At 45.3% G+C, this 24,269-nt stretch carries 19 protein-coding genes; 10 read left to right on the top strand and 9 right to left on the bottom strand.

Annotated elements, in window-relative coordinates; all coding sequences use genetic code 11:
• Window positions 1–7 precede the first annotated feature (7 nt).
• Together SAPGRDRAFT_RS18740 and SAPGRDRAFT_RS18735 are read left to right on the top strand one after the other, a co-directional pair.
• Window positions 8–1,144, top strand: coding sequence for a lipoprotein N-acyltransferase Lnb domain-containing protein (locus tag SAPGRDRAFT_RS18740; RefSeq protein ID WP_002661026.1), 1,137 nt, complete (start codon window positions 8–10; stop codon window positions 1,142–1,144).
• Window positions 1,145–1,165: 21 nt separating this feature from the next.
• Window positions 1,166–2,137 (top strand): endonuclease/exonuclease/phosphatase family protein, encoded by a 972-nt coding sequence (locus tag SAPGRDRAFT_RS18735; RefSeq protein WP_002661025.1) that lies wholly within the window; start codon window positions 1,166–1,168, stop codon window positions 2,135–2,137.
• Window positions 2,138–2,519: 382 nt separating this feature from the next.
• On the opposite strand, the gene SAPGRDRAFT_RS18730 is transcribed toward SAPGRDRAFT_RS18735, so the two are convergent.
• Together SAPGRDRAFT_RS18730 and SAPGRDRAFT_RS18720 are read right to left on the bottom strand one after the other, a co-directional pair.
• Complete coding sequence (locus tag SAPGRDRAFT_RS18730; protein WP_002661023.1) at window positions 2,520–3,428, bottom strand: WD40 repeat domain-containing protein; 909 nt, start codon at window positions 3,426–3,428, stop codon at window positions 2,520–2,522.
• Between the two features lie 188 nt (window positions 3,429–3,616).
• Window positions 3,617–4,639, bottom strand: a complete 1,023-nt coding sequence (locus SAPGRDRAFT_RS18720; RefSeq protein WP_002661021.1) for a WG repeat-containing protein — start codon at window positions 4,637–4,639, stop codon at window positions 3,617–3,619.
• A 107-nt stretch (window positions 4,640–4,746) separates the two neighbouring features.
• Here SAPGRDRAFT_RS18720 and SAPGRDRAFT_RS18715 point away from each other — a divergent pair, with 107 nt between their 5' ends.
• From SAPGRDRAFT_RS18715 to SAPGRDRAFT_RS18695, 5 genes are all read left to right on the top strand, one after another.
• Window positions 4,747–6,240 carry a DUF4836 family protein gene (locus tag SAPGRDRAFT_RS18715; protein ID WP_002661019.1) on the top strand — a complete coding sequence of 498 codons (1,494 nt, stop codon included), beginning with the start codon at window positions 4,747–4,749 and terminating at the stop codon, window positions 6,238–6,240.
• A gap of 161 nt (window positions 6,241–6,401) precedes the next feature.
• Window positions 6,402–7,931 carry a DUF4836 family protein gene (locus tag SAPGRDRAFT_RS18710; protein WP_002661018.1) on the top strand — a complete coding sequence of 510 codons (1,530 nt, stop codon included), beginning with the start codon at window positions 6,402–6,404 and terminating at the stop codon, window positions 7,929–7,931.
• A 118-nt stretch (window positions 7,932–8,049) separates the two neighbouring features.
• Window positions 8,050–9,561: a lipopolysaccharide biosynthesis protein gene (locus tag SAPGRDRAFT_RS18705; RefSeq protein ID WP_002661017.1), complete on the top strand. Its 1,512-nt coding sequence runs from the start codon at window positions 8,050–8,052 to the stop codon at window positions 9,559–9,561.
• Between the two features lie 3 nt (window positions 9,562–9,564).
• Window positions 9,565–9,999: a dUTP diphosphatase gene (gene dut / locus SAPGRDRAFT_RS18700; protein WP_002661015.1), complete on the top strand. Its 435-nt coding sequence runs from the start codon at window positions 9,565–9,567 to the stop codon at window positions 9,997–9,999.
• Window positions 10,000–10,279: 280 nt separating this feature from the next.
• Window positions 10,280–11,284 carry a sugar phosphate nucleotidyltransferase gene (locus SAPGRDRAFT_RS18695; RefSeq protein ID WP_002661013.1) on the top strand — a complete coding sequence of 335 codons (1,005 nt, stop codon included), beginning with the start codon at window positions 10,280–10,282 and terminating at the stop codon, window positions 11,282–11,284.
• A 245-nt stretch (window positions 11,285–11,529) separates the two neighbouring features.
• Here the strand turns inward: SAPGRDRAFT_RS18695 and SAPGRDRAFT_RS19960 are convergent, their stop codons facing one another.
• Window positions 11,530–13,740 (bottom strand): leucine-rich repeat domain-containing protein, encoded by a 2,211-nt coding sequence (locus tag SAPGRDRAFT_RS19960; protein WP_002661012.1) that lies wholly within the window; start codon window positions 13,738–13,740, stop codon window positions 11,530–11,532.
• A 38-nt stretch (window positions 13,741–13,778) separates the two neighbouring features.
• The gene (locus SAPGRDRAFT_RS18685) at window positions 13,779–14,723 is read right to left on the bottom strand and encodes a LysR substrate-binding domain-containing protein (protein WP_002661010.1); all 945 of its coding nucleotides are present in this window, start codon (window positions 14,721–14,723) and stop codon (window positions 13,779–13,781) included.
• Window positions 14,724–15,043: 320 nt separating this feature from the next.
• Between SAPGRDRAFT_RS18685 and SAPGRDRAFT_RS18680 the strand changes: the two genes are divergently transcribed.
• Both SAPGRDRAFT_RS18680 and SAPGRDRAFT_RS18675 read left to right on the top strand, forming a co-directional pair.
• Window positions 15,044–15,703: a peroxiredoxin gene (locus tag SAPGRDRAFT_RS18680; RefSeq protein WP_002661009.1), complete on the top strand. Its 660-nt coding sequence runs from the start codon at window positions 15,044–15,046 to the stop codon at window positions 15,701–15,703.
• Window positions 15,704–15,932: 229 nt separating this feature from the next.
• Window positions 15,933–17,318, top strand: coding sequence for an MBL fold metallo-hydrolase (locus tag SAPGRDRAFT_RS18675; protein ID WP_002661008.1), 1,386 nt, complete (start codon window positions 15,933–15,935; stop codon window positions 17,316–17,318).
• 235 nt (window positions 17,319–17,553) lie between these two features.
• Here SAPGRDRAFT_RS18675 and SAPGRDRAFT_RS18670 read toward each other — a convergent pair whose 3' ends face one another.
• The 4 genes from SAPGRDRAFT_RS18670 to SAPGRDRAFT_RS18650 all read right to left on the bottom strand — a co-directional run bounded on the left by SAPGRDRAFT_RS18670 (window position 17,554) and on the right by SAPGRDRAFT_RS18650 (window position 23,011).
• Entirely contained in the window at window positions 17,554–19,128 is a 1,575-nt protein-coding gene (locus SAPGRDRAFT_RS18670; RefSeq protein ID WP_002661007.1) for a CHAT domain-containing protein, read from the bottom strand.
• A 263-nt stretch (window positions 19,129–19,391) separates the two neighbouring features.
• Window positions 19,392–20,396, bottom strand: coding sequence for a cation diffusion facilitator family transporter (locus tag SAPGRDRAFT_RS18660; protein WP_002661006.1), 1,005 nt, complete (start codon window positions 20,394–20,396; stop codon window positions 19,392–19,394).
• A 6-nt stretch (window positions 20,397–20,402) separates the two neighbouring features.
• Window positions 20,403–21,785, bottom strand: a complete 1,383-nt coding sequence (locus SAPGRDRAFT_RS18655; RefSeq protein WP_002661005.1) for a DEAD/DEAH box helicase — start codon at window positions 21,783–21,785, stop codon at window positions 20,403–20,405.
• Between the two features lie 407 nt (window positions 21,786–22,192).
• Window positions 22,193–23,011 carry a protoglobin domain-containing protein gene (locus SAPGRDRAFT_RS18650; protein ID WP_253271376.1) on the bottom strand — a complete coding sequence of 273 codons (819 nt, stop codon included), beginning with the start codon at window positions 23,009–23,011 and terminating at the stop codon, window positions 22,193–22,195.
• A 198-nt stretch (window positions 23,012–23,209) separates the two neighbouring features.
• On the opposite strand from SAPGRDRAFT_RS18650, the gene SAPGRDRAFT_RS23690 reads away from it, so the two are divergent.
• Complete coding sequence (locus SAPGRDRAFT_RS23690; protein WP_253271375.1) at window positions 23,210–23,731, top strand: transposase; 522 nt, start codon at window positions 23,210–23,212, stop codon at window positions 23,729–23,731.
• A 288-nt stretch (window positions 23,732–24,019) separates the two neighbouring features.
• On the opposite strand, the gene SAPGRDRAFT_RS18640 is transcribed toward SAPGRDRAFT_RS23690, so the two are convergent.
• A complete protein-coding gene (locus tag SAPGRDRAFT_RS18640; RefSeq protein ID WP_002661003.1) occupies window positions 24,020–24,208 on the bottom strand; it encodes a hypothetical protein in 189 nt (62 codons plus the stop codon).
• Window positions 24,209–24,269 lie beyond the last annotated feature (61 nt).

The following is a 24,269-nucleotide window of genomic DNA, read 5'->3' as shown; positions in this document are numbered from 1 at the left end:
GATTCTTATGCGCATATTTTTTTTGCTTCTTTTTTGCTTCCTTTTTTCCAGCCTGAGTTTTGCGGCTCGCCCCCTCTCGGAATCGGCCAAATTTAGCCTAATCACCTGCTCGCCAGGTACAGAGGTCTATAGCCTGTTTGGGCATTCGGCTCTGCACCTCAGTGACCCTGCTAATGGGATTGAGCTGGTCTATAATTATGGGACCTTTGATTTTAATACGCCCAATTTTACCGCAAAATTTATTCGGGGAAAGTTGGAGTATGCCCTGAGTCGGGCCCCTTTTGCTCCCTTCATGCAAACCTATGTCTATGAGAAAAGAGGCGTTTATGAGCAAGAAATTTTGCTTTCGGCAGAAAAAAAGCAGCTCTTATTTGATGCCCTAGAAGCTCGCTTCAATTCTCCAGACCGCTATTATATGTACGACTTTTTTTATGATAATTGCGCTACGCAAATCCGTGATTTGGGCCAGCTCCTTTATGCCGAAGAGTTTCAATTGCCTCAGGCCGATAGCAGCCGCTCTTTCCGAAGCTATTTGGCGGAGTATACGGCTCCCTCTCCTTGGCTAGATCTGGGCATCAAGGTCATCTTGGGCCGAGGCGCAGATAAATGTCCCTCCGTGAGCGAACAAATGTTTTTGCCCGATTATTTGGCCCAACACCTTACTAATAGCCAAACGCCAGCGGGGCCTTTTTTGGGCAAGAAAAAAGAGTTGTTGCCTTGGCCTTCAGTGCATGAGCCTAGCCTCAAGGACCATTACCCGCTTTTGCTTTTTAGTCTTTTGGCAGCTTTGTTTTTTGCCATCGCCTTTATCTTTCCCAATTATGCCTATATCGCCGACCGTTTGCTGCTGGCCGTTGTAGGCTTAGCGGGCGCTTTTCTCTGCTTTATGTGGTGGGGCACCGATCATGCAGCCACCCAGTGGAATCTCAATATTTTGTGGCTCTCGCCGCTCTATTTGCCCCTGCTTTTTGGCCTGAAGAAAATCAAGACGAATAAGTTTTTTACCCTCCTTCACGGCCTCTTACTACTGAGCTATCTTTTGGCCTTGCTCAATTGGTTAATTGCTTGGCAGGCTTATCCTTTGCCTTTGTTGCCAATTTTTGCTTACCTTAGTTACCGCTTATATGTTTATAAATGGGCCTAATTTGCCCTTCAAAATATCGCCATGAGTAAAGAACTAAAAATCGGCAGTTTTAATCTGCTCAACTTACAATTGCCCGAGCGGCCCTATTATAACCGTAGGTATACCTATGAAGAGTTTGAGAAAAAGCAGGCTTGGATTAGCCATCAACTCAATAGCATGAAGGCCGATATTATTGGCTTTCAAGAGGTCTTTTCAGAGGAGGCCCTAAAAACGGTCATCCGCTCCAATCCCTATTACCGAGATTATCATATTGTGATGAGTGATCGCAAGGGCGGTTCTCCCGCCGTGGCTATTGCCAGCCGCTACCCAATTAAGGATTATGAAGTGATCCGGGAGTTTCCCGAGCAGTTGGAGGTAGACGGTTTGCTGATTCCCTTCAAGGAGTTTTCTCGCCCTTTGCTCAAATGCCAGATAGAATATGCTGATGGCCAAGATTTTCATGTTGTGGTGGCCCACCTTAAGTCCAAACGCCCCATGCTAGAAGATGGAGAGGACCGAGATGATCCCTTGGCGCAGGCCAAAGGCCAAGCCCGATCCTTGCTCTTGCGGGCGGCAGAGTCGGCAGCCGTACGTACTGTTTTGATGGAGGTTTTGGAAAACCGAGATTCGCCAGTGGTGGTAATTGGCGACCTCAACGATACGCATACTTCTGTAACCACCCGAATCATTTCTGGCGAGGCGCCCTTCCGCTATTTGCCCATGTACAAGAAGCACAAAATTTGGGATGTTTTGCTTTATCATGCCAAAGATATTCAGGCCCGAAATTCTTATACCGATACCTATTATACGCATTTGCACAATGGGCATCATGAGGCCTTGGACCATATTATGGTGAGCCAAGAGCTGGTCCGAGAGAACCCCAATCACATTGGCCGAGTGACGATGGTCCGCACCTTCAACGACCATTTATTGGACGAAACGATCTCGGAGGAACGCATTCCCAATTGGCAGTCTGATCACGCTCAGGTGGTGGTGCATATTGAAATGCGCTAGTTAACGGAATAACCTCATAAGAAAGGGACGAACTAGAAACTGCTCTAGTTGGTCTCTTTTTTTTTGGGGCCTCCGCTGCGGCCTGCGGCCTTGCGGCGCTACGTTTCGCAGCTCGCAGGTCTGCTCGGCCCTGCGGCCTGACGGCCTTGGTCTGCGGCTTCGCCGCACTACTACACATCGCTAGGCCAAATGGAAGTCCTGCGCTTCGGCCATCTTTTGATAAAAATTTCAGGTTAGTCAAGGCATTTTTTAAAGGCATAGCCGTAGCTATGGGGGAGAAAAATAAAGCAGAATAGCAGGAAATTAAATCAAAGGATAGAAGTGGCAGGGCTTTCATTTGGCCTTTGCCGTTTGGCCTTCGGCCATAGCGGCTTTGCCGCTTTTAATCCGCTGCAATTTCTACCAACTCCCAAACAATAATGCTGCGGTCATCGGAGGCCGAGAGCAGGAGCTGGTCATTGGCCCAAAGCAGGGCATTTACCGAATTGATATGGCCGCCACGGGGGGCATCGATCACCTTGAGCAGTTTAAAATCGGGCAGGGACCATATTTTGAGGGTTTTGTCTCGGCTGGCGCTGGCCAGGTAGCGGCCATTGGGCGAAATGGCCAAGTCATTTACCGTAAATAGGTGAGCGGCATGGCTGGGAATTTCTTCCTTTTCCTTTTGGGTCCAGACCCTAAAAAAGGCATCTCGGCCAGCAGAGAGCAGATAATCTTGCGTTTGGGCCAGAGAAAAAATAGAGGATTGATGGGCTTGGGGAATTTCCTTTTGGAGGCTAAAATCTTGGGCATCTAGAAAAAAGAGATGGCCTTGGCTACCTGCGGCTACCAAAGTAGATTGATCTGTTGTGAGTAAGAGCGCCCTTAGGCTTTTGTGGCTGAGTTTCCAGCTCGCCTCTGGCCGAAACTTGGGGATGGACCAGCGAGAGAGTTGGCCATCTGCCCCAGCGCTAAGAAAAGAAGAGCTAGACCAAGGGAGCAAGGCAAAGACGCCTTTTTCATGTCCTCTTCTTTGTTGGAGCAACTGTTTGTTGGGATAGTCAATAAGGTGAATATCTCCATGTTGGTCGCCTAAAAGGATACGATTTTCTTGGAGCAGGGCCATAGAAAAGATAGGGGCTTCTAGTTGGGCCAAAACTTGGCCATCGCCTAGGGGGAAGAGGGGCCATTGGACCAGATAGCCATCGCCAGCGGCGGAAAAAACGCTTTGTTTATCGGGGGCCAGCAAAAGAGAATAAATGGCCCCTTTATGGCCGAGCAATTGCTTTTTGCGGATGAGTTCTATGGGCATAATTGAGCAGTTAATAGATTAGGTGGAAAGCCTTGGCCGGGGGCGGGCTTGGCCCAGCGCTGCGCAGCCGTGGCCCGCAGGGGCAGACCCAAGCCGCCGCAGGCGGCTGCAGGGCCGAGCAGACCTGCGAGCGGCGAAGCATAGCGGCGGCCAGCAAAGCTGGCCGCGGGCCCCAAAAAATAAAAAGTCTAGTTACAATTTTCTACACATTGTCCAGACTTATCAATGTAAATCCATTTATTTTCGCCTTGGCGCATCACCTTAGCCTTACCGCCTCTGAAGGGGCCAGCAAACATAAATTGGTAAGGGATCGCTACTTCTCCTTTGGGGTTGATATAGCCCCATTTTGCGTCTTCGATAGCCACATTGGCCAGGCCTTCATTGAAGGGGAGCTCGAGGGGGTTGGGTTGGAAAAAATTGACATTGAAGAACTTGGGGGCGATAACAATTTCTCCCTTTGTATTGAGAAAGCCCCATTTGCCCTCATAGACAAAGCCGAGCAGGCCTTGGCCTACGGGCGTGATCACATCATAAATGGGTTCGATGAGAATATTGCCATTGACATCGAGAATGCCGTGACGTCCTTTTTGTTCATCATAGTACATAATAGTGCCTTCAGAAACGGCGCCCAGGGCCATATAGGCGCAGGGAATCGTGAGTTTGCCCTCCTTATTGACTAGGCCATATTTGCCATCTTTGGCCACCACGGCATAGCCTTCATTGTAGCCTAGAAACTCATCGTATAATTGGGGGTCTTTGGCGCTATTGGCGCCACAATTTACCTTTTGCAGGCTGAGGTCGCCGATAAAATCCTTGGTATTTCGGTTAATAATTTTGAGGCTATTGCCTTGGAAGGACCAAGTTTCATATTGGGTTTCCTTTTCATTGGTTCGGCGTTTAGACTGGCAAATAATCTCTACATCATAATTTCCATCTTTCATCTTTTTGCCTTGGATGTCGATTTGGAAACGGTCATTGAATTTTTGGTTGATGCGGTAGCCAGAACCAGAGATTCGGTCATCGGAAACGGCAATATTTAATCTTTCTTCCCAATTTTTTTCAATGCTGTGGTAGCAGCCCTCTTTTGCGCTCTGAGGCTGATTGCTGCTAGCTTCTGTACTATTTTCTCCCGCTGAATTTTGAGGGCTAGAACAGGATGTTATACAAAAAAAAGCAATTAAGTAGACAAAAAGGTGGCATCTAAGATTCATTTTCTATATGTTTGTAACAGTTACATAAGTGGGGAATACGTAAGCCCCATTATTTTTTATCTGAAGAGGTATGCTAGCTATCTCTTTACACCTCAATATTATTTATAATGAAACAGCAATTATCGTTAATTTTTTTGGCATTTACCCTTGGAATCTTTGTTATTTCTTGTGGTGATGGAAAACTGCAGCAAGACAGCTTGGCTCGTATTTCGGCCTCGGAGAAAGTCGTTTTTTCTCTAAACTGGCAGGGCTTGATGAGCAAGCTAGATGAGGACTTTCTGATGAAAGCGGGCAAAGGGAAGAGTAAAACAGAGGCCTTTATAAAAAAGCTAAAAACGAAGCCAGAGAGCATTGGTTTTGCCAAGGGGCAGCCTGCTTACGGCTATATTTCTTTGCCTGAGGGGCAGCAGCTTTGGACTCTGATAATTCCCTTGGCCAAGGTGGAGAAATTGAAAGCTTATATTGAAGATAGCGATCGTTTTTCGCTCAAGAAAAAGGAAGCTTACCATTTATTGGAGAGCAGTGAGCCGCTAAATTATGCAGTAGGCTTTGATGAGGACCATCTTGTGCTTTCTTGGGGGGCGGTGTCTAAGTTGAATGCTCATCTAAAGCAGTTTTTTGAGCAAAAGCCAGCCAGCAGCATGGCTGATAATGCGAGTTTGAAAAAACTCTTCTCTAAAGGCGATGATGTTAAGGTTTGGCTGAGCAGTAAGGGTGTTTATGAGAGCTGGGAAGATAGTCCAAGCATGCAAGACGATCTCATGATTTTAGGGCTTTTGGGCGTTACTGCCGAGGAGTTTGCAGACAACAGTTTGGGGATTAGCCTAAACTTTGACCAGGGCAAACTGGCGGCTCAGCTAGGAGGGGACTACAGTGAAAAGCTAGAGCAGCTTTTTGGGCCAGTATTTAATGAGGGCATTGGTGAAGGCTTTCGGAATTTTATTCCCGCCAAGGATTATGCTGGGGGCATTGCCCTTTCTACGGACAGTGAGCAACTGAGTGAGTATTTAGCCGCAAGAGAGCTTCGTCCTCTTATTGATGAATTTTTAGTGGGAACCAGTATTAGCGGGGCCAACTTATTGGAGGCCATGACGGGGAATGTAGCTTGGCTTTCTTATGAGATTGACGAAGCCTTTGTAGACAAGCTTCCTAGCTCTCTACTCATTATAGAGTTTAAGGATAAGGCGCATTTAGATAAGTTGGTGGACCAGCTTGCTACGAACAACTTTTCGGTCGAGCGAGATCAGCACTTTATCAAGGCTCAGTATTCTTGGTTTCTGGATGTTATGCTAATTCAGCATGATAACTACCTGATCATTACCAACTATTTCTTTTTGGGGACAGCTATTAACGAGGGGCTGGCAAAAAGTGAGCTCTTGCCTAAAAAGCAGTATGAAAAATTGAATCAGGGGGCTTTGGCTCTAGATGTTGTAAATGTCAAACCCTATATGGATATGTTTAAGGCCAATAATAGTTCGGCTTTATCTAAGGCTATTGAGCGAATTAGCTTCTCGGCCCAAGGCCGCCAAATGGAGCTTTTGCTTTTGGCAAAAGATAAAAAAACAAATGGCTTAGAGCAGTTGATCAATCAAGTCAACTAATTCTGAAGGCGAGCTGCATTTAGCAGCTCGCCTTTTTTGTTTGCTATAAAATAAGGGTATATATCAGACAACTTCCCTATCTTTGAGGGGTAAAAGGGGTATCCCCCATATCTTATCTGTAGAAGTTCGAGCAGAACTTTTAAACCTCAATACTAATCATTATGAAACAATCACTATCCTTATTTATTTTGGCCTTTAGCCTTGGCTTTTTTGTTATTTCTTGCGGAGGCGGCAAAGTGGACCAAGACAGCCTGAGCCGAATTCCGGCCTCAGAAAATGCTGTGTTTTCTGTAAACTGGAAACAGCTTTTAGACAAGGCCGGGCCAGATCAGCTTTTGGCTTCGATTGAAAAGTCTAAGGCTGAATCTGAGGAGGAAGATGCTCAAATTCTCAAAGAGTTGATTCAGGACCCCGCTTCTAAGGGCTTGGATGTTAAGAAAAGTGCTTATGGCTACCTTTCTCTAGATGGAGAAGACCCTATGGGGACTCTGATGTTGCCTATTGCTAATGCAAAGAAATTTGAAGAATTTGTGGCGGCAAGCAAAACACTATCTACAGAAAAAAAAGAGAGCTATACGATCCTCAATTCAACAAAATCTAAAGCTGGAAAAGAGGTTGCTGTCGGTTTTGATGGGGCTTTTCTAGTGGTTTGTTGGGGGGAAGGCGATTTGTCTACTCGCCTAACTAACTTTTTTGGAAGCAAACCCGAAAAATCTATGGCCAATAATGCCGACCTCAAAAGTTTGTTGAGCAAAGGCAATGATATTAACCTTTGGGTGAATAGTACTGGCCTTTATGATATAGCCAAAAAAGACCCTAGTAATCAACAGACTGTAATGGGCTTGGCTTTTGTCGGCCTAGATAGCAAAAAACTAGATGATAACAATCTGGCCCTAAGCATGAACTTTGAAAATGGTAAAATGGTCATGAACGCCAAGGGGAACTTCAATGAAAAGCTAGAAAAAGAGTTTGGGAAACTTTTTGCCAAAGGAGTGAGCAAGGATTTCCGTCAGTTTATTCCCAAAACAGATTACATTGGTGCCCTTGCTCTTTCTTTGAATACAGAGGAGCTATACAACTATTTAGAGGGCCGTGGATTGAGCGCTATGGCGGATATGCAAATGGCCAAAATGGGCCTAAATACTAAGGAGATGCTGGACGGATTGACTGGGAATATGGTTGTGGCTTCTTATGAAAATAAGGGCAGCAACTTCCGTGAGCTTCCTTCACTAACTATTGTAGAGCTTAAGGATCAGGCCATTATTGATAAACTAATGCAACTGGCCAAAAAGAATGGTTTGCCTTTGACTAAAAAAGACAACCGCATCTACTCAGAGAATATGCCTGAGGCAGGTACGCTTTTGCTCAAAGATAATTTTGCCATTTTCTCCAATAGTACTGCTCTATTAGAGCAAGTAGAAAAAGGTTTGGCTAGTGGCGACCAACTCGAGTCAGCTAAATTTAAAAAGCTTAGTGAAGGCTGGATGGCTGTTGACTTCAGAGATTTCCAACAGTATGCAAACTTTATGAATGCTCAACGCAATCCATTTGGAAGTAGCCAAAATGATACAGAACTGCTAAAGAGTGCTACTATTAGCGCTAAAGGTAGCGATATCGAGTATGTGATGCAGACCAAAGATGAAAAAACCAATATTCTTAAGCAGCTAATGGAAAAAAAGGCTAATCAATAAACGCCTTGTTTTTCTACTAGGGGCGGAGTGGCTTTTGCCACTCCGCCTTTTTGTTTACCCAAAAAGGACTACAGATCTCCAACAACTTCTTTATCTTTGGCCCTCAAACAACAGCAAATTGAGTTTACTAAAAAAATTAGCGGGCCAAACGGTCATCTATGGCCTGAGTAGCATCCTGAGCCGCCTTTTGTCCTTTGTTATCCTTACGCCTTATCTAACCTATAAGTTTGAGCGGGTCGATTTTGCCATACAAACGGACCTCTATGTTTGGGCGGCCTTTCTTTTGGTCCTGCTTACGCACCGCATGGAAACAGCCCTTTTTCGCTTTGGCGCCAAGGCCGAAAATAGAAATCAGGTGTTTCGTACAGCCGCTTTTTCGGTCCTTTTTCATACAAGCATTATTTTGGGTAGTTTAGCGCTTCTGGGGCCAAGCCTGGCCCGCTGGCTGGCTTATCCAGAATTTACACATTATGTCTACCTCATGCTGGGCATTATTGGCTTTGATGCCCTGATGGCCCTGCCTTTTGCCCGCTTGCGTCTGGCAGGCAAAGCCATTCCCTTTGCGGCCCTGAAGATCTTAAATCTCCTGATTTATCTGGGCGCCTTGCTCTTCTTTCTGGAACTTGGCCCAACTTTGGCCCAGTCGGGTAGCCTCGGCAGCGCCTATTGGTTTGACCCCAATTTGGGCATTGGCTATTTGTTTGTCGCCAATTTATTGGCCAATCTGATCTGTTTTCTCTTCCTTTTGCCGCAGTACCGCTTTTTGCTGCAAAAACCCAAGGGACAGCCTTACTTTGATCCCCAACTTTGGCAAAAGATGATGCGCTACGCGCTGCCGCTCATTCTTGCAGGCTTTGCCAGCATGATTAACGAATTGGCCGACCGAAGTTTGCTTAAGGTCCTATTGCCAGGTACCATAGACGAGCGATTGGCCCAAATGGGAGTCTATTCTGCCGCCTATAAGCTGGCCGTTTTTATGAATCTCTTTACTCAAGCCTTTAATTATGCCGCCGAGCCTTTCTTTTTCAGACAGGCCGCCGCCAAGCAAGATAAAGCCATTTATGCTCAGGTGGCCCGCTTGTTTACTTTGGTAGGCGCTCTGGCCTTTGTGGGCTTGGTCTGTTTTATGGACCTCATTCAGTACTTTTTGGGCCAAGATTTTCGAGCGGGGATTGGGGTGGTGCCCATCCTGCTGATGGCCAATCTCTTTTTGGGCCTCTATTACAATTTTGCGATCTGGTTCAAACTCTCTGACCGTACGCAATATGGCGCCTATATTGCCGTTTTGGGGGCGGGAATTACGCTCACACTCAACTTTTTGCTCATTCCCATTTTGGGCTATTGGGCCTCGGCTTGGGCCACTTTGGCCTGCTATTTTGCCATGAGCATGACGGCCTATTTTTTGGGCCAAAAGCACTACCCAATTCCCTACCCCCTGCAAAGCATCTTTTTTTATATCTTTGCAGCCCTCGGCAGCGTTTGTCTATTTTGGGGACTTCAGGCCTATGTTTTGCCCACTGGCCCCATCCAATACATTTTTTCGGCCCTTTGCTGCCTTTTGTTCTTGGGCCTCGTCTTCTTAAAAGATCGACAATGGCTGTTGTCTATCTTCCGACCCAAATCTGCCTAATTTATGCAAGTAAAAATTATCAATCACTCGAATTTTCCTTTGCCTAGCTACAAAACTTTGGGTAGCGCAGGCATGGACCTCCGAGCCAATATCAAAACGCCTATCCGCCTAGGCAGCCTAGAGCGTACTGTAGTGCCTACGGGCTTGTTTATAGAATTGCCCCAAGGCTATGAGGCCCAAGTGCGCCCCCGCTCTGGTCTGGCCCTCAAAAAAGGCCTTTCTATTCCCAATGCCCCCGGCACCATTGATAGCGATTATCGTGGCGAAATTGGCGTCATCCTTGTCAATTTGTCTAAGGACGAAATCGAAATTGCCCCCGGCGAACGCATTGCCCAGTTGGTGGTGGCCGCCTACCAAAAAATTAGCTGGCAAACCGTAGAAAGCCTCGAGCAAAGCGAAAGAGGTACAGGCGGTTTTGGTAGCACAGGCCGCCAATAAATACTTTTTGGTTCCCTGAAAAACTTACTATATTAAGCCGGAAATTTTTATGTTTTTTTGGGGCCCGCGGGCTGCGCCCGCCGCTACGCTCCACAGCTCGCAAGCCTGCTCGGCCCTTCGGCCTGCGGCCTCGGTCTGCCGCTTCGCGGCACTGCTGCGCATCGCTGGGCCAGCTCAACCATATAGCGCACTTATGGCTATTCGGCTCCGGCCGCTGGCCCAATATAAAGTCCTTTCATTATCTTCAACTGATCTATTCTAGGAAATAAATTAAGCAAAAATGAAACTCATTATACCCATGGCGGGAAGAGGAACCCGCCTGCGTCCACACTCTATTACTGTCCCCAAACCTTTGGTTGCTGTAGCCGGAAAGCCCATTGTGGCCCGCTTGGTAGAAGATTTGGCCAAAGCTTGCCCAGAACCCATTGACGAAATTGCTTTCATTATTGGCGACTTTGGTGAGCAGGTAGAAGATGACCTCAAAGCCCTAGCCCAAAGCCTTGGCGCTAAGGGAAGCATCTATCAGCAAACAGAAAAGTTGGGCACCGCTCACGCTATTCTCTGCGCCAAAGAAAGTTTGCAAGGGCCCGTTATTGTCGCTTTTGCCGATACGCTCTTCCAATCAAATTTTAAACTCAATATGGAAGAAGATGGCCTGATTTGGGTCAAAAAAGTAGCCGATCCCTCTGCTTATGGCGTAGTAAAATTGGACCAAGATGGCTATGTTACCGACTTTGTCGAGAAGCCCAGCACTTTCGTTTCTGATTTGGCCATTGTAGGCATTTACTACTTCCAAAGTGCCAAAAACTTGGAGAAAGAACTCCAGTATCTAGTCGATAATAATATTATGGACCGAGGCGAGTACCAATTGACCAATGCCTTGGAAAATATGAAAAATAAGGGCCTCCAGTTTTCTACTAGCCGCATTGATGAGTGGCTAGATTGTGGCAACAAAAAAGCGGTAGTTCATGCTAATCAACGTGTATTAGAGATTAAGGAGGATGCGGCCCAAATTGCTAGCGACTTGCAGCAATCTAATAGCGTAGTAATTCCCCCTTGCTTTATTGGGGAGGGCGTAGTTTTGGAAAATGCGGTAGTTGGTCCACATGCTTCTATTGGCAAGGGCAGCCTTATCCGCAATTCTATTGTCCAAAATAGCTTGATTCAAGAAAACTCTCAGGTGGAAGATGCCGTTTTGAGAGATACGATGCTAGGCGCTCATGTAAAATACAAGGGCCAAGCACAAGCTTTGAGCTTGGGCGATTACTCGGAATATAGCTGCTAAGCAGCTATTTGGTCCAAGGAAAAGGGCGCTTGTCTGTAACAGACAAGCGCCCTTTTTGCGTTCAGGCGGTTAGTTTGGTTTTGCCCGCTGGCCGCAGGCCAGTTTTTTTTGGCCTAGCGATGTGCAGCAGTGGCCGCAGGCCAGACCGAGCCGCTGAAAGCGGCGAAGGGCCGAGCGAACAGCGAGCTGCGAAACGTAGCGCCGCAAGGCCGCAGGCCGCAGCGGAGGCCCCAAAAAAAGTCTTATCAATAAAGGTTGTATTGTTGGTATCTCCATTTTTTCTCCCAGCGTAATTTTTCCTCTTTGCTTAGTCCAGTTCCGAATAGAGGTAGCAACTGCAGCTTGGGTTGCAGTTGCTCAAATCCTTTTGGAAAAGCCTTGAATTCTTTATTGTTACGGAGCTCAAGATCCGTTAACAAAGTTAATTGAACGATACTTTTTGGTAGACTTTTAAGCTGGTTATTGTTGAGCGTCAACGTCTTTAAGGCCTTTAGTTGGCCAATGTTTTCGGGCAAACTTTGGAGCTGATTGTTATTTAAATGCAATTTTTGTAGTTGTGTTAGCTGCCCAATAGTTATGGGCAGATCTTGGAGCTGATTGTTGCTCAAATATAGTTCTTGTAGTTGTGTTAACTGCCCTATATTTTCGGGGATTTTTTGAATACTACAGTGATTTAACCAAAGTGTTTTTAGGTTTTGAAGTTGGCCAATTTTGGGGCTCAGTTGCTGCAGATCTCTATTGTTGTCAAGCTGTAAAAACTGCAGTTTTTTTGCTTGAAATATAGATGAGGGTAACGCTTGAAGTAGGTTGTCGCTTAGGTTGAGGAGGGTCAACTGCTTCATTTTTTCAAGATTAAACTGAATTTGACGAACTAAATTATCCTGAATATTTAGGTAGGTAATTTTCTTACAATTGCTTATTGTACTGGGTAATTCTTTGAGTTGATTATGGGCCAGGATCAGTAGCTTCAGTTCCTTAAACTGGCCAATTTCAGGAGCCAAGCTGCTCAACTGATTCCCTTCGAGATTGAGATATTGCAACTTCTGGAGTTCGTAAAAGTTGGCTGGCAGTTCTTTCAGTTGGTTTTTGGAAAGCTGTAGGCCAGATAGCATTTGTAGTTGACCAAAAGAGCTCGGCAGACGTTTGAGTTGACATTGGTCTAGATTTAACTGGCACAGTTTGCTGAGTTGGCCAAAGTCTTCGGGCAAGGCCTCTATTTGGCTCTGCTCTAAATCGAGGTATTCTAGGTCTTTAAATTGGCTTAGGGCTTGGGCATCCTGAGAAGAAAAGATTCTACTTTGCAACTCTAATATAAGGAGTTGATGAGGAAGTTTTTCTATTGCTGCCTTGGGGAGTTTTTTGGGCGTGTAGCCAGCATTTGCACTAAAATAAAACAGCTTTTTCCAAGCTTGATTATCCCATTGTAAATTCGTTTTATCTAAAATGAGCTGTTCTAGTTGGGGCCAAAGGGAATCGGCAAGTATTTTTTTGCTCTTGATTGAGGAGAGGTTGAGATAGCGCAGCTGTTGAAGGGGGATTAAAAAATCTAGGCTGATGCTGTCCTCGACACTAGCGCCTAAATTTAGATATTCTAACTCGCTAAGTTGGGCCAAAGCTTCAAAGGCTTTGGGATGATGCTCAATTTGACGGTATTTATACGGATTAGTATATTCTAAATTTAGAGCTTTGAGCTGCTTGAGTTGGGCCAAGGGGGCAAGTTTAGTGCAGCTACGCCTCGCCAAACTCAAGCGTTTAATTTTGCTCAAAACAGAAAGGTCATCAGGCAAACTGTCTATAGGCGACTGATCTAGGTAAAGCGTATGCAGTTTGGGAGCTAAAGCCAATTCTTCAGGGATGTTATGAAACATATTGAAGCTAAGGCATAATTCTTCCAATTTAGTCAATTGCCCAAGAGCTTTATGCAGTTGTTGAAGCCTTCCGTAAGTTAAACTGAGGATCCGCAAGTTCTTTAGCTGTCCAATTTCTCGATGAAGTCGACTATTTTTTATGGAAATATTCAGCAATTCAATTTGTTCTTGCTCTAGTAGTTGGCTGGGTAAACCTAAAAGGAATGAAATCTCTCTATAATCAACAGGACCTAAGCTTTTTGCAGAAAAATCAAGTGCTTTAATCTCAGGCCCTAGTTCGTCTATTGTACGAGCCAAGGGCCAAAGTTCGCCCTCCAAACTACCAATATAAAACTTATCCCCATCTTGCAACTCTAGATATCCTTTGAAGTTACTAGGCCAAATTTGATCAAATGTTTGCTTGAAAACAGGCTGCCCATTTAGATGAAATAGCTGCCTTTTACCTTGGGGTTGTTCTTTGATCCAGACTTGTTCTCCCCACTCTAATTCGATTAGATAATCATGCTGATTTGGCGTTTCGAATAGGCTGTAGGATTGCCCAAAAAGGGGAGCGCTCAGCAGCAAACAGAGCAATAAGAGTTGTTTCATCTTCTTTATTTTTTATGAGTTGAATCCTAAAGTTGCAATTACTCAGGCATAGTAATGCGCATTTCGTTATTCTTATACTGCTGGCTCTTGAGCAGGGGCTTCACCAATTCCTTGATCTCCTTATGCAAAACTTCCATCAAACGCAGTTTTGCATAGGGCCGATAAAAAGCCAAACTAATTTCCCGAACAGGAACGGGCCGCTCAAAATAAGCCAAACGCCGCTGCCGCTCTTCAGAAAGTTGTTGGAGATAAAGCTCCGGAACCAAGGTGAGCCCCCCCATCTGGTCCACCAAAGGCAATAAACAATCAAAAGAGTTGGCCCCCAGTTTTAAGTTGGGCCAAGGACTAGCCTTTTGCCGCAACTGACAAAGGTCCAACATCTGCTCCCGCAAACAATTGCCCTCTTCCAATAACCAAAGCGGCCGCTCCAACAAAATATCTGGAGTCGTATACCGCTTAATCTGCTCCTCCGCACTGCCATAAACCAAAAGCAATTCATAATAGAGCACCCAATCCTCTATGCTGCTATCCTTCAATGGCGTACTCAAAATAGCCAAATCTAATTCGCCCCGCTTGAGCGCCTCGGTCAAACTAGCCGTGGGCGCCTCTATAACCTCTAGCTCTACCTCTGGATACTTGAGCAAAAAAGGCCGCAGAAAAATAGGTAGCAAACTACTACTAATGGTCGGAATAATCCCCAAACGTAGCTGCCCCGCCACTTTTTGCTTGACATTTCGGGCCAAATCATAAAAATTATCGGCCTCCGACAAAATACGCCGAGCCGCCATAATCAACTCCTTGCCGCAATCCGTCGTAACCAATGGCTGTGTCTTGCGGTCAAATATCATCACCCCCAATTCCTTTTCCAATTTTCCAATCATGCTGCTCAAAGTGGCCTGACTCAAATCTAGTTCCTCCGCCGCCTTGCTAAATTGCTTCTGCCGATCTACGGCAATGATGTATCGTAGCTGCTGTAATTTCATACTATTAGTTTTTGTTATATTGCCTATAGTTTTTATCATTTTTAGTTATGGACTCCTTGCCCTATCTTTGTATCAACAAGGACGGAAAGCCATAGGCCAAAAGATAGTTATTAGTTTTTATTATACAGCCTATAAGTTTTATCATTTTTAGTTATAGATCGCTTGCCTTATCTTTGTATCAACAAGGACGGAAAGCTAAATTATAATTCGTTAATTATTTATTATAGCTAATATGTTTTTTTGTTGCTCAGATTTAGTTCTTATCTTTTGTTCTCAGAACAAATTTAATTTGTACAACTTATCAAATAAAAATACCAATTATGGAAAATCCCACTGAAGTAAACTTCAACCCTATGCCCCGTATCGGCGACCAAGCGCCCGATTTCGTAGCGCAAACCACTACTGGCCCCATGAAATTCTCTGAGTATGCAGAGGGCAAATGGACCGTTCTCTTTTCTCACCCCGCCGATTTTACCCCCGTTTGTACCACCGAAATGAGTGGCTTCGCTATCCGCCAAGAGGAGTTTAAAGCACTGAATACCGAGCTCGTTGGCCTGAGCATCGATAGCCTTCACGCTCACCTCGCTTGGGTAAATAATGTACGCAATAATACTGGCGTCTACCTCAATTTTCCCATCATCGCCGATATCGACATGAAGGTCTCTAAGCTCTACGGTATGCTTCAGCCCAATGAAAGCGAAACCGCTGCCGTACGCGCCGTTTTCTTCATCGATCCGAGCAAAAAAATTCGCCTCATTATGTATTACCCGCTCAATGTGGGCCGCAATATGGACGAAATTCTCCGCGCACTAGAAGCCCTACAGGTTTCTGACGAACATAAGGTGGCTATGCCCCTAGACTGGCGCAAAGGCGATAAGGTTATCGTTCCTCCACCCAAAACTTTGGCTGAAATGGACGCTCGCATCGCCGATACTTCTTGCGAAAAAGTAGATTTCTACCTCGCTAAGAAGTCGCTCTAAGAGATTATTTTTTAGGGGCTGCCCCAGCCTTCGGCTGGGTCGCTCCCCTCTGGGCTCGCAAGTCTGCTCGGCCCTTCGCCAGCAAGCTGGCTTGGTCTGGCCCTTCGGGCCACCCGCCAGGCAGCTCAGCCTGCGGCCCTTCGGGCCTGCAAAACGTAGAGGACCAAATTTGTCACTCCAATTATTTTTTCCCAACCCAGAGGAGCCAATCCTCCAAATATTCCGAACTATGTTTTTTAAGCACATTTATGATAAAAGTCTAGCTCAAGCTAGCTATATGATCGCTTGCCAAAAAGCAGGTGTGGCCGCCGTAATCGATCCTAAACGGGATGTAGATACTTATCTAGATATTGCCAAGCAAGAGGGCTTTACGATTACGCATATCCTAGAAACACATATTCATGCAGACTTTTTGGCCGGTAGCCGAGAATTGGCCGAACTAACTGGGGCCAAAATGTATCTCTCCGCTGAAGGTGGCGAGGGCTGGGAATATGAGTTTCCGCATGAAGGCTTAAAAGATGGCGACGAATTTTGGTTGGGCAATCTCAAGTTTGAGGTTTGGCATACGCCTGGCCATACTCCAGAAAGTATCAGCTTCTTACTCACCGATACACCCGCAACAGAAGAACCCGTTATGCTCTTTACTGGAGATTTTGTCTTTGTTGGCGATATCGGACGACCCGATTTGTTGGAAAAAGCCGCAGGGATTAAAGGTACCCAAGATGAAGGGGCCAAGCAAATGCTGGCTTCTGTCCGCCGATTTAAAGAATTACCCGATTTTATTCAGCTTTGGCCCGGACATGGCGCCGGATCTGCCTGTGGTAAGGCCCTTGGGGCCGTGCCTAGCAGTACCGTAGGCTATGAGAAAATCCGTAACTGGGCCTGTCAATTAGCCGATGACGATAAAGCTTTTACCGATTATCTGCTAGAGGACCAACCCGAGCCGCCAAAGTATTTTGCCAAAATGAAGTTGCTCAATAGAGTAGAGCGCCCCTTACTAACCAAATTGGCCCCCGCTCAAGAACTCGATTGGCAGACGGTAGCCGCCGCTATGCAAGCAGGCATCCCTCTAATTGATGCTCGCCCCAGAACAGAGGTCGAAAAAGAGGGTTTTATTCCCGGCACGCTAAATATTCCGCATAATAATGCCTTTTCTACTTGGGCCGGCTGGTTCCTCGATTATGATAAGGACTTTATGCTTTTGGCCGCTGAGGACCAAATTGATGAGCTCCGCCGAAAACTTATGCGCATCGGCCTAGATAATTTCAAAGGATTTTTGCCTGCTACTGCGGCCTATCCGCAAGAGCTACAGCAGCCCGATATTATTGAGCTAGCAGAAGTGAAAGCACTAAAAGAAGAGTATCGCATTTTTGATATTCGCTCGGCCAAAGAATACAAAGAAGGTCATATTGAAGGCGCAGAACATTTCTTTTTGGGCAAACTTTATGAACTAGCCAAAGATGTAGACCGCAATGAAGCGATTATTCTACATTGTCAGGCTGGAGATCGTGCCGCTATTGGCTACAGTATTTTGGTCCAAATGGGTTTTAAGAATATTAAAAACTTTAGTGGCGGAATTAAGGCCTGGACGGCTGCAAAAGAACCCTTGGTTTAGTGTATTAGTTATAGCAAGAGGACAATACAATAGTTGTCAAGCAGGGAGGAGCGAGAAATCGCTCCTCCTTTTTTGGTCCAGCTGGCCCAGCGCTGCGCAGCGGTGGCCGAAGGCCAGACCGAGCAAAACGAGCGTTAGCGAAGTTTTGTGAAGGGCCGAGCAGACCTGCGAGCCGCGCAGCATAGCGGCGGCCGACCTAGCCGAAGGCTAGCCGGCCGCGGGCCCCAAAAGCTAGTTATTTTCGGTAAATTCCTTCTGCATCAGCATGTCGTCGCCAGCGAAAGATCACCAACAAAATTAGAATTAAGCCAATGCCCCCAGCAAAAATGCTGGCCAAAAAAAGCAGGGCGTTTCCGATGGTTTTTTCGGCTAAGTAGAGCGGTTGATCAATACCAATTTGGACAAAAGCGGCCCAAAAAATGGGGTGGCCAGCCAAGCTATTTTTACTGGCCGAAAGGTATTTTAATTTGGCCCTTTGCAAGGCACTGCTTTTATCTGCCCCAGCCGCAATTTGTCGGTAATAATCCTCCATAAGGATAGCCGTGCTCTCGTCATTTACCTGCCAAAGACTAACAAGAGCGGCAGGAGTGCCAGCATACATAAAGGCCCTAGCCAAAGAGGCCGTTGCATTTCCTTGTTGGAAGCGGCCCACGGCTGTTTCGCAGGCAGAAAGGACCACCAAATCGGCAGAAATGGGCAAATTCATAATTTCACTGGCCATCAGCAGATTGTCTTCCTCCTTTTGCGGCACATTAGAAAAAGCGAGCCCAGACTGCAGCGGTTCTGCTTTATTTTGCAGGCTGTGCATAGCCAAATGAATCACGGCATAACGTTTAATATTGGCCTTAAAATTAGCTTCGGTAGCTAGGCTATCCAGTAAAAAACGGCCCTCAAACTGCCGAGCGAGTCGCCCAATTTCTAGGCGTGTTTTGGGCAAACTTTCTAGTTTTCGGCCTTGCCCTTCTGTGTAAGATCCTGCAATAGCCAACATTTGGCCGCCTTTTTTGGGCAGGTCTTTCTGTTGTTCTAAAAAAAGGCTACTGCTATAGTGGTAAAAAATGGCTTTATCTTTTATCAAATAGGGCAGATCGCCAAAGCGTCTTTTGCCCGCTGGCCGATGAAGTAAAGCCTCAAAAGGAAGCTGTAATAAGGGACCATCAGGAATAATCAGTAGTTTTTTGTTGCTAGGCAGCAAGCTCGTTAAGGGGGCCAAAAGCTGCTCATACAAAGCTGAAGATTGCTGAATAAAAGGGTCGATTAGTTCTGCTTCGCCTAACTCTAGTTGTTTTGGGTCGCTTAATTGTTGCCTAAATTGTTCTAGCTCTTCAGCCAATTGATCAGAGGCTAGGCCTAGGCGAAGAAACTGCGCAGTTTCCTGGTCCACATAAAAAACATACACCATAAAATCGCCCCAGAAATACTCTAGGCAAGCGGTTTTATCGGGCAAATTGGCCTGCAAATCAGCTAAAGAATACTGCTGCAGACTATCCGATAGTTGGGCCAAGGCTTGCTGCTTAAACATAGCTCGGTCTCGAATCCGTTTATACTGCTGGATCCAGCTATATTTTTGCGCATGGCTCTGAGGAGACAAAAGCCCTCTTTCTAGATATAAAGCGGCTTCTTGGAGCAAATTTTCTTGCTTTTCTGCCGACAATGAGGACCAATTTTCTTCTAAATGCTCAAAAAGGCGATCAATCTGCTGAAGATTAAAGCTATCTACAGCAGGCAGGCTATCTGTAGGAACCGTCTGCGCCCAAGATAAATTAAGGGCAAAGCAGCCAAAGAGGCTCAAGATTAGGATTCTAAACATTTTGGGCTAAATTTATAGGGTGGGTACTCCCAAGATACACAATGCCCAATTGTTCTAAAAGTGAAGCCTTAACTTATTGTTTATATCTAGCTATTTTTTTGGGGCTGCCCCTCCCTTCGGTCGGGTCGGGCTCTGTCCTGGCTCGCAGGTCTGCTCGGCCCTGCAGTTTTTTCGCTGCGCTCAAAAACTTGGGTCTGCGGCTTCGCCGCCCCAGTTTCCATCCCTCAGCCGTTGCAGGCTTCGCCTGCTTAGGGGGCGGCAGACTAGCGGCCATGCATTTTATTGAGCAAAATATTGTCTGCGGTCCAGGCCAGCTGCCCCTCAAATTTGGACCTTCGTTTGGGGCAGTCTTTTTTGCTGCAAAGGGGGCAAGAACTGGGGCGGCAGGCATCTAAATGCACAAAAAGCTCTACAGGCGAAGATAATTTTTCGCGCAAGAGTTCTTCTAGGGCTTCTACTTCATCATGCCCTTCTCGGATATCGAAGTACCAAGGCACCGAGAGGTGACAGTCAATATGTAGGTCGCTCCCATACTTAATGATGCGCAGGTTGTGCACATCAATCCAGTTTTCTTTTCGGTTATCTTGTAAATCTTGTACAATTTTATGGACCAGCTCATAATCTAGCTCATCCATAATACCGGCCAAAGATTTTCTGATAATATGATAGCCCGTATAGGCAATGAGCCCCCCAAATAGAATAGCGACGATATTATCGGTTAATTGTATCCAGAAGCTATCTGCAGCCTGATATTGCAAAACCATGATGAGAATAAGGCCCAAAATAAGCCCTAGGGTAGAGTAGGCATCTGATTTTAGGTGTTGTCCACTGGCCACCAGCGCCAAAGAATGTGTTTTTTTGCCTTGCTTTTCGGCCAAATGGCCCAAAAAGTAGTTGACGGCTCCAGCAAAGGCCGTAATATATAGCCCCAAATCAATAGGCTGCAGTTGGTAGTTGCCAGCAAAAAGGCGGTAACTTCCTTGGCCAATAATAAGTATGCCCGCCAAAACGATAAGGGTGCCCTCGACCCCAGCAGAAATAAACTCTACTTTTCCATGCCCATAAGGATGGTTTTCATCTTTGGGGCGGGCGGCTAGAATGAGGCTATATAGCCCCAGCGCTCCTGCCACTACGTTGATAATACTCTCTAGGGCATCGGTTAAGATACTACTAGAGTTGGTGTAAAAGTAGGCGATAAACTTGGCAGCTAGAAGCAAGGCCCCCAAGAGGACCGCCCAAGCCTGTAGCCGGATATTCTGCTGGTCCAAAATGCATTACTTTTTGTGGCGATTGCGCTTAGAGGTCGTTTTCTTTTTGGGCGTAGTTTTTTGAATATAGCTTTTGGCCTTACCATTAAACTGCCGTTTGCGTTTGCCGCTTTTTTGTTTTTGCTTCTGTTTGTAATCCTTTTTATCATGAAAGGCCCCCTGGAAATTGGGGTCATCCTTTCTTTTTTGGTGGTCTATTTCCTTGGCAATTTCTTGCCGTTCGTCAAAGGGGGTTTCTGGAATCTCCAAATTGCTAGGCAGCTCATAAACTGGAATAGCCATTCGGATTTTCTTTTGGATTTTCTGAATGTGATATTGCTCTGCCGCTTGGGCAAAGCTAATGGCTGTTCCTGTATGAAAGGCTCTTCCTGTGCGGCCAATGCGGTGGACATAATCTTCATGTAGGCGGGGCACCTCAAAGTTAATGACATGGCTCACTTCTGGAATATCAATACCTCGGGCCATGACATCGGTACTCACAAGAATGCGCAACAGCCCTTCTTTAAACTCCTTAAAGGCATTGATTCGGCTATTTTGGCCCTTATTGGAGTGGATCAGGCGCATTTCGCCTTCTAGTTTGGCGCGTTTTAAGGCCTCAAAAACTTTGTTGGCGCTACGTTTGGAGCGGACAAAAATGATGACTCGATTAAAGTTCTCTTCTTTTTGGAAAAGGTGGACCAAAAGGTTGAGTTTTGTTCCAAAGTTCGAGGTATAGTAGAGTCGTTGTTCTACGGTTTCTACGGGGGTGGCTTCTGGGGTAATTTCTACTTTATGGGGAAAATCCATAAAGTTCCAGCTGAGCTCTTCCACTTCTGGCGAGAAGGTGGCCGAAAAAAGCAAATTTTGTTTTTTTCGGGGCAGGAGGTCCAAAAGGGTATTGATTTGAGAACGGAAGCCCATATCGAGCATGCGGTCGGCTTCATCTAGGATCAGAATTTCTACCTTTCTGAGGTCCAAATTCATTCTTTCGTAGAGTTCGAAGAGGCGGCGGGGGGTGCAAACTACCATATCGGTGCCTGCTTCTAGTTGTTTGGCTTGTTTTTGCCAGCCCACGCCGCCATAAAGGCCCACCATTTTAATGTCGGTATATTTGGCTAGCTCTTGTTGTTGTTCTAAAACCTGCAAAACCAATTCTTTGGTAGGCACCATAATAATGGCCCGAATAAAATCGGGCTGATGATATTGCAGTTTTTGCAAAGAAGGCAGGAGATAAGCTGCTGTTTTTCCGGTTCCGGTTTGGGCAATGCCAATGAGGTGTTGCCCTCCACGAATGAGTGGAATTGCTTTTTCTTGGATGCCGGTGGGTTGTTCAAAACCCAAATCTTCTAGGGCCTTAATATATTGAGGGGAGAGGCCAAGAGGGCCAAAATTTTCTTTAGTAATAGACATAAATCTGTAGTTAATGAGCTAGCCTTGGGCCAAAGGCCCTTTTTGCCCTTTAGGGCTATTTGTCGAGCCGGCCTAGCGATGCGGAAGGGGGCGGCGAAGCCGCAGACCCAACAAAATGAGCGCAGCGAATTTTGTGCAGGGCCGAGCAGACTTGCGAGCCCTGTAGCGTAGCGCCGCAGCTTGCTGCGGAGGCCCCTAAAAAAAGAGTGTAAAACTACAATAAGTTAACGAAATACAGCAATGTCTACCCCTTTTTGATGCAGTTTTCTAAATCTTTGATAAGGGGGGATGAGCAGTTTTTTTAAGATAGACCCAAAGTTGGATTTGGGCCGTTTTCAATTCTAAAATTGCTCCAGGGTAAATCAAACAGCTCGATGAGCTCATTTTTTGGTGGGCGCAAGAACAGTTTAAATCGCTAACTCCTGCAAATTAACCAATTTTAGATTTTTAAAGGCATAAGCCTTACTTAAAGCCTCTTTCATACTGCTTTGGGCATTTATTTTTTTCAGCTGAATATCTAACTCCAATAAGGTTTGGGCCATAATTGGGCTAATGCCCGAGACCAAAGGTTTACAACCCATCAGCTGAACAGCTTTGAGCAATTGCAACAAGCCCTTGGCTTCATCCAATTGCAAATGATGTAAGCCTTTGATATCTAAAATAAAGACCTTGGCCGAAACCTCAGAAACCTTGTGCAAGGCCTGTTTAATGACTTCCTTGAGCCGCTTTTTGTGCAAAATACCCACCAAAGGCAAAAATAGAATATCGTCCCAAATCTGAGAGAGTGGTGCCGCCAACTGAAGATTTTCCTCTTCCAAAACAGCCTCTTTTCGCTGGTTGTAGCTATCTACAATGATGGCGATTTCCTGCTCGATACGCATATGAAAAGCCTCTAAAAGGTCAAAATCTTTTAGCTTTAGGGTTCTAAAAACTTCTCGAAAAAGGTGGCCAAATAACACCATGCCCTCAAAATAAAATTTAAGCGGCAAACCAATACGCGCATGCACCAAACCAATATTTTTTCGCTTTTCCTGATAGGCTTCATCAAAGTCTAGGCTCCAGAAGTCGGTCCAATAACTTTGATGTAAGGCTTTGAGCTGTTTGATTTGCTGCTCGGAGCTAAAAAAATGCTTAAACTCAGATTGGCTCAGCATCCGATCATAAAATTCATCTATAATCTGAGGAAGTTGGCCAAGCATCAAATCGGCATAACTATGTAAAATCATATCGTCAGCTAGAATTTGTTCTCGACTTAAAACTTTAGTGGCCTGCATCTTATAGGGTCTTGTTTGGCCCAAATGTAAACAAAATATATATAGAGCTTGTTTAAATTTTTTAGTCAGCAGCTAGACTAAGGCAAAAAAAAATGCTGCAAAGCGCTTATTATTGTTGATTACGACAAAAACAAAAAAAGGCTTTGCAACATGGTTGTGAATTTATCAAAAGAATTTATTACGGAAAAAATATTAGCATTTTTTCCCGAAAAAAAATTGGCTCGAAAAACCAAAGCGCCTCTGTGGCAAATTGTTAAAGCGATAATTTATAGGCTTAAAACAGGTTGTCAGTGGAGAGAATTACCGATACAATCTTTTTTTGACGAAGTTCTAATTTGCTGGCAAACAGTATATTACTACTTCAATAGCTGGTCCGAGTCTGGTATTTGGCAAAAAGTGTGGATCCAATTTCTAGCCCATGAAAAATCTTGTTTAGATTTATCTAGTATACAGCTTGACGGAAGTCATACCCCAGCGAAAAGAGGGGCGAAGCTGTGGGTTATCAGGGCCGAAAAAAGTCCAAAACCACAAATGCTCTCTTTCTCACAGATAAAAATGGGCTGCCAATCGCTATGTCTCCGCCTTTTGCGGGAAACCATAATGATTTGTTTGAAATCGAGAGTCATTTCCAAAAATGCTTGCCGATCTGCAGCTTTCAGACATCTCTCCTGATGGTTTATTTATGAATGCTGATGCAGGGTTTGATAGCAAAAAACTTAGAGAAAACTGACCAAAAAATGGGCATTATCCCTAATATTGACCACAACAAAAGAAATAGAAAAAAGCTTATTATCAAGATATTATAGATGAGGAACTTTACAAAGAACGCTTTTCTGTTGAGCGAACTAACGCATGGATTGACGCATTCAAAATTTTACTCATTCGTTTTGAAAGAAAAGCCGACAACTGGGCGAGTCTACACTATTTAGCCTTTATACTTATTTTCCTAAAACGAAATTTTTAAACAAACTCAGTCCAATAAATATCAGCCTGGGGTTTGCTTTGCAAGACCGCCTCATAATAATAAATAGCATTGTAGTAATCGGCCCCATCTAGGGCGGCCTGAGCGGCCTTTTCATAGGCTTTTAAGGATTGTGCCCAAAGCGGTAATCCAAAAAATAGGAGGAGAACAAATATAGGGTACCTCATCTTTTTTTAGGAAAGATAATGAAGTTGCTCTAGAACTAGATAGTCTGTTTCTTTTTTTGGG

The organism is Saprospira grandis DSM 2844 (genome assembly GCF_000275825.1).
GTDB classification, from domain to species: Bacteria; Bacteroidota; Bacteroidia; order Chitinophagales; family Saprospiraceae; genus Saprospira; species Saprospira grandis_A.
This window is presented reverse-complemented; position numbering and strand designations above follow the sequence as displayed.

Bases quoted from the DNA above. Each gene is read 5' to 3' on its own strand.
- SAPGRDRAFT_RS18740 (WP_002661026.1), top strand. From the start codon at position 8: ATGCGCATATTTTTTTTGCTTCTTTTTTGCTTCCTTTTTTCCAGCCTG.
- SAPGRDRAFT_RS18735 (WP_002661025.1), top strand. From the start codon at position 1,166: ATGAGTAAAGAACTAAAAATCGGCAGTTTTAATCTGCTCAACTTACAA.
- SAPGRDRAFT_RS18730 (WP_002661023.1), bottom strand. From the start codon at position 3,428: ATGCCCATAGAACTCATCCGCAAAAAGCAATTGCTCGGCCATAAAGGG.
- SAPGRDRAFT_RS18720 (WP_002661021.1), bottom strand. From the start codon at position 4,639: ATGAATCTTAGATGCCACCTTTTTGTCTACTTAATTGCTTTTTTTTGT.
- SAPGRDRAFT_RS18715 (WP_002661019.1), top strand. From the start codon at position 4,747: ATGAAACAGCAATTATCGTTAATTTTTTTGGCATTTACCCTTGGAATC.
- SAPGRDRAFT_RS18710 (WP_002661018.1), top strand. From the start codon at position 6,402: ATGAAACAATCACTATCCTTATTTATTTTGGCCTTTAGCCTTGGCTTT.
- dut (WP_002661015.1), top strand. From the start codon at position 9,565: ATGCAAGTAAAAATTATCAATCACTCGAATTTTCCTTTGCCTAGCTAC.
- SAPGRDRAFT_RS18695 (WP_002661013.1), top strand. From the start codon at position 10,280: ATGAAACTCATTATACCCATGGCGGGAAGAGGAACCCGCCTGCGTCCA.
- SAPGRDRAFT_RS19960 (WP_002661012.1), bottom strand. From the start codon at position 13,740: ATGAAACAACTCTTATTGCTCTGTTTGCTGCTGAGCGCTCCCCTTTTT.
- SAPGRDRAFT_RS18685 (WP_002661010.1), bottom strand. From the start codon at position 14,723: ATGAAATTACAGCAGCTACGATACATCATTGCCGTAGATCGGCAGAAG.
- SAPGRDRAFT_RS18680 (WP_002661009.1), top strand. From the start codon at position 15,044: ATGGAAAATCCCACTGAAGTAAACTTCAACCCTATGCCCCGTATCGGC.
- SAPGRDRAFT_RS18675 (WP_002661008.1), top strand. From the start codon at position 15,933: ATGTTTTTTAAGCACATTTATGATAAAAGTCTAGCTCAAGCTAGCTAT.
- SAPGRDRAFT_RS18670 (WP_002661007.1), bottom strand. From the start codon at position 19,128: ATGTTTAGAATCCTAATCTTGAGCCTCTTTGGCTGCTTTGCCCTTAAT.
- SAPGRDRAFT_RS18655 (WP_002661005.1), bottom strand. From the start codon at position 21,785: ATGTCTATTACTAAAGAAAATTTTGGCCCTCTTGGCCTCTCCCCTCAA.
- SAPGRDRAFT_RS18650 (WP_253271376.1), bottom strand. From the start codon at position 23,011: ATGATTTTACATAGTTATGCCGATTTGATGCTTGGCCAACTTCCTCAG.
- SAPGRDRAFT_RS23690 (WP_253271375.1), top strand. From the start codon at position 23,210: ATGGTTGTGAATTTATCAAAAGAATTTATTACGGAAAAAATATTAGCA.
- SAPGRDRAFT_RS18640 (WP_002661003.1), bottom strand. From the start codon at position 24,208: ATGAGGTACCCTATATTTGTTCTCCTCCTATTTTTTGGATTACCGCTT.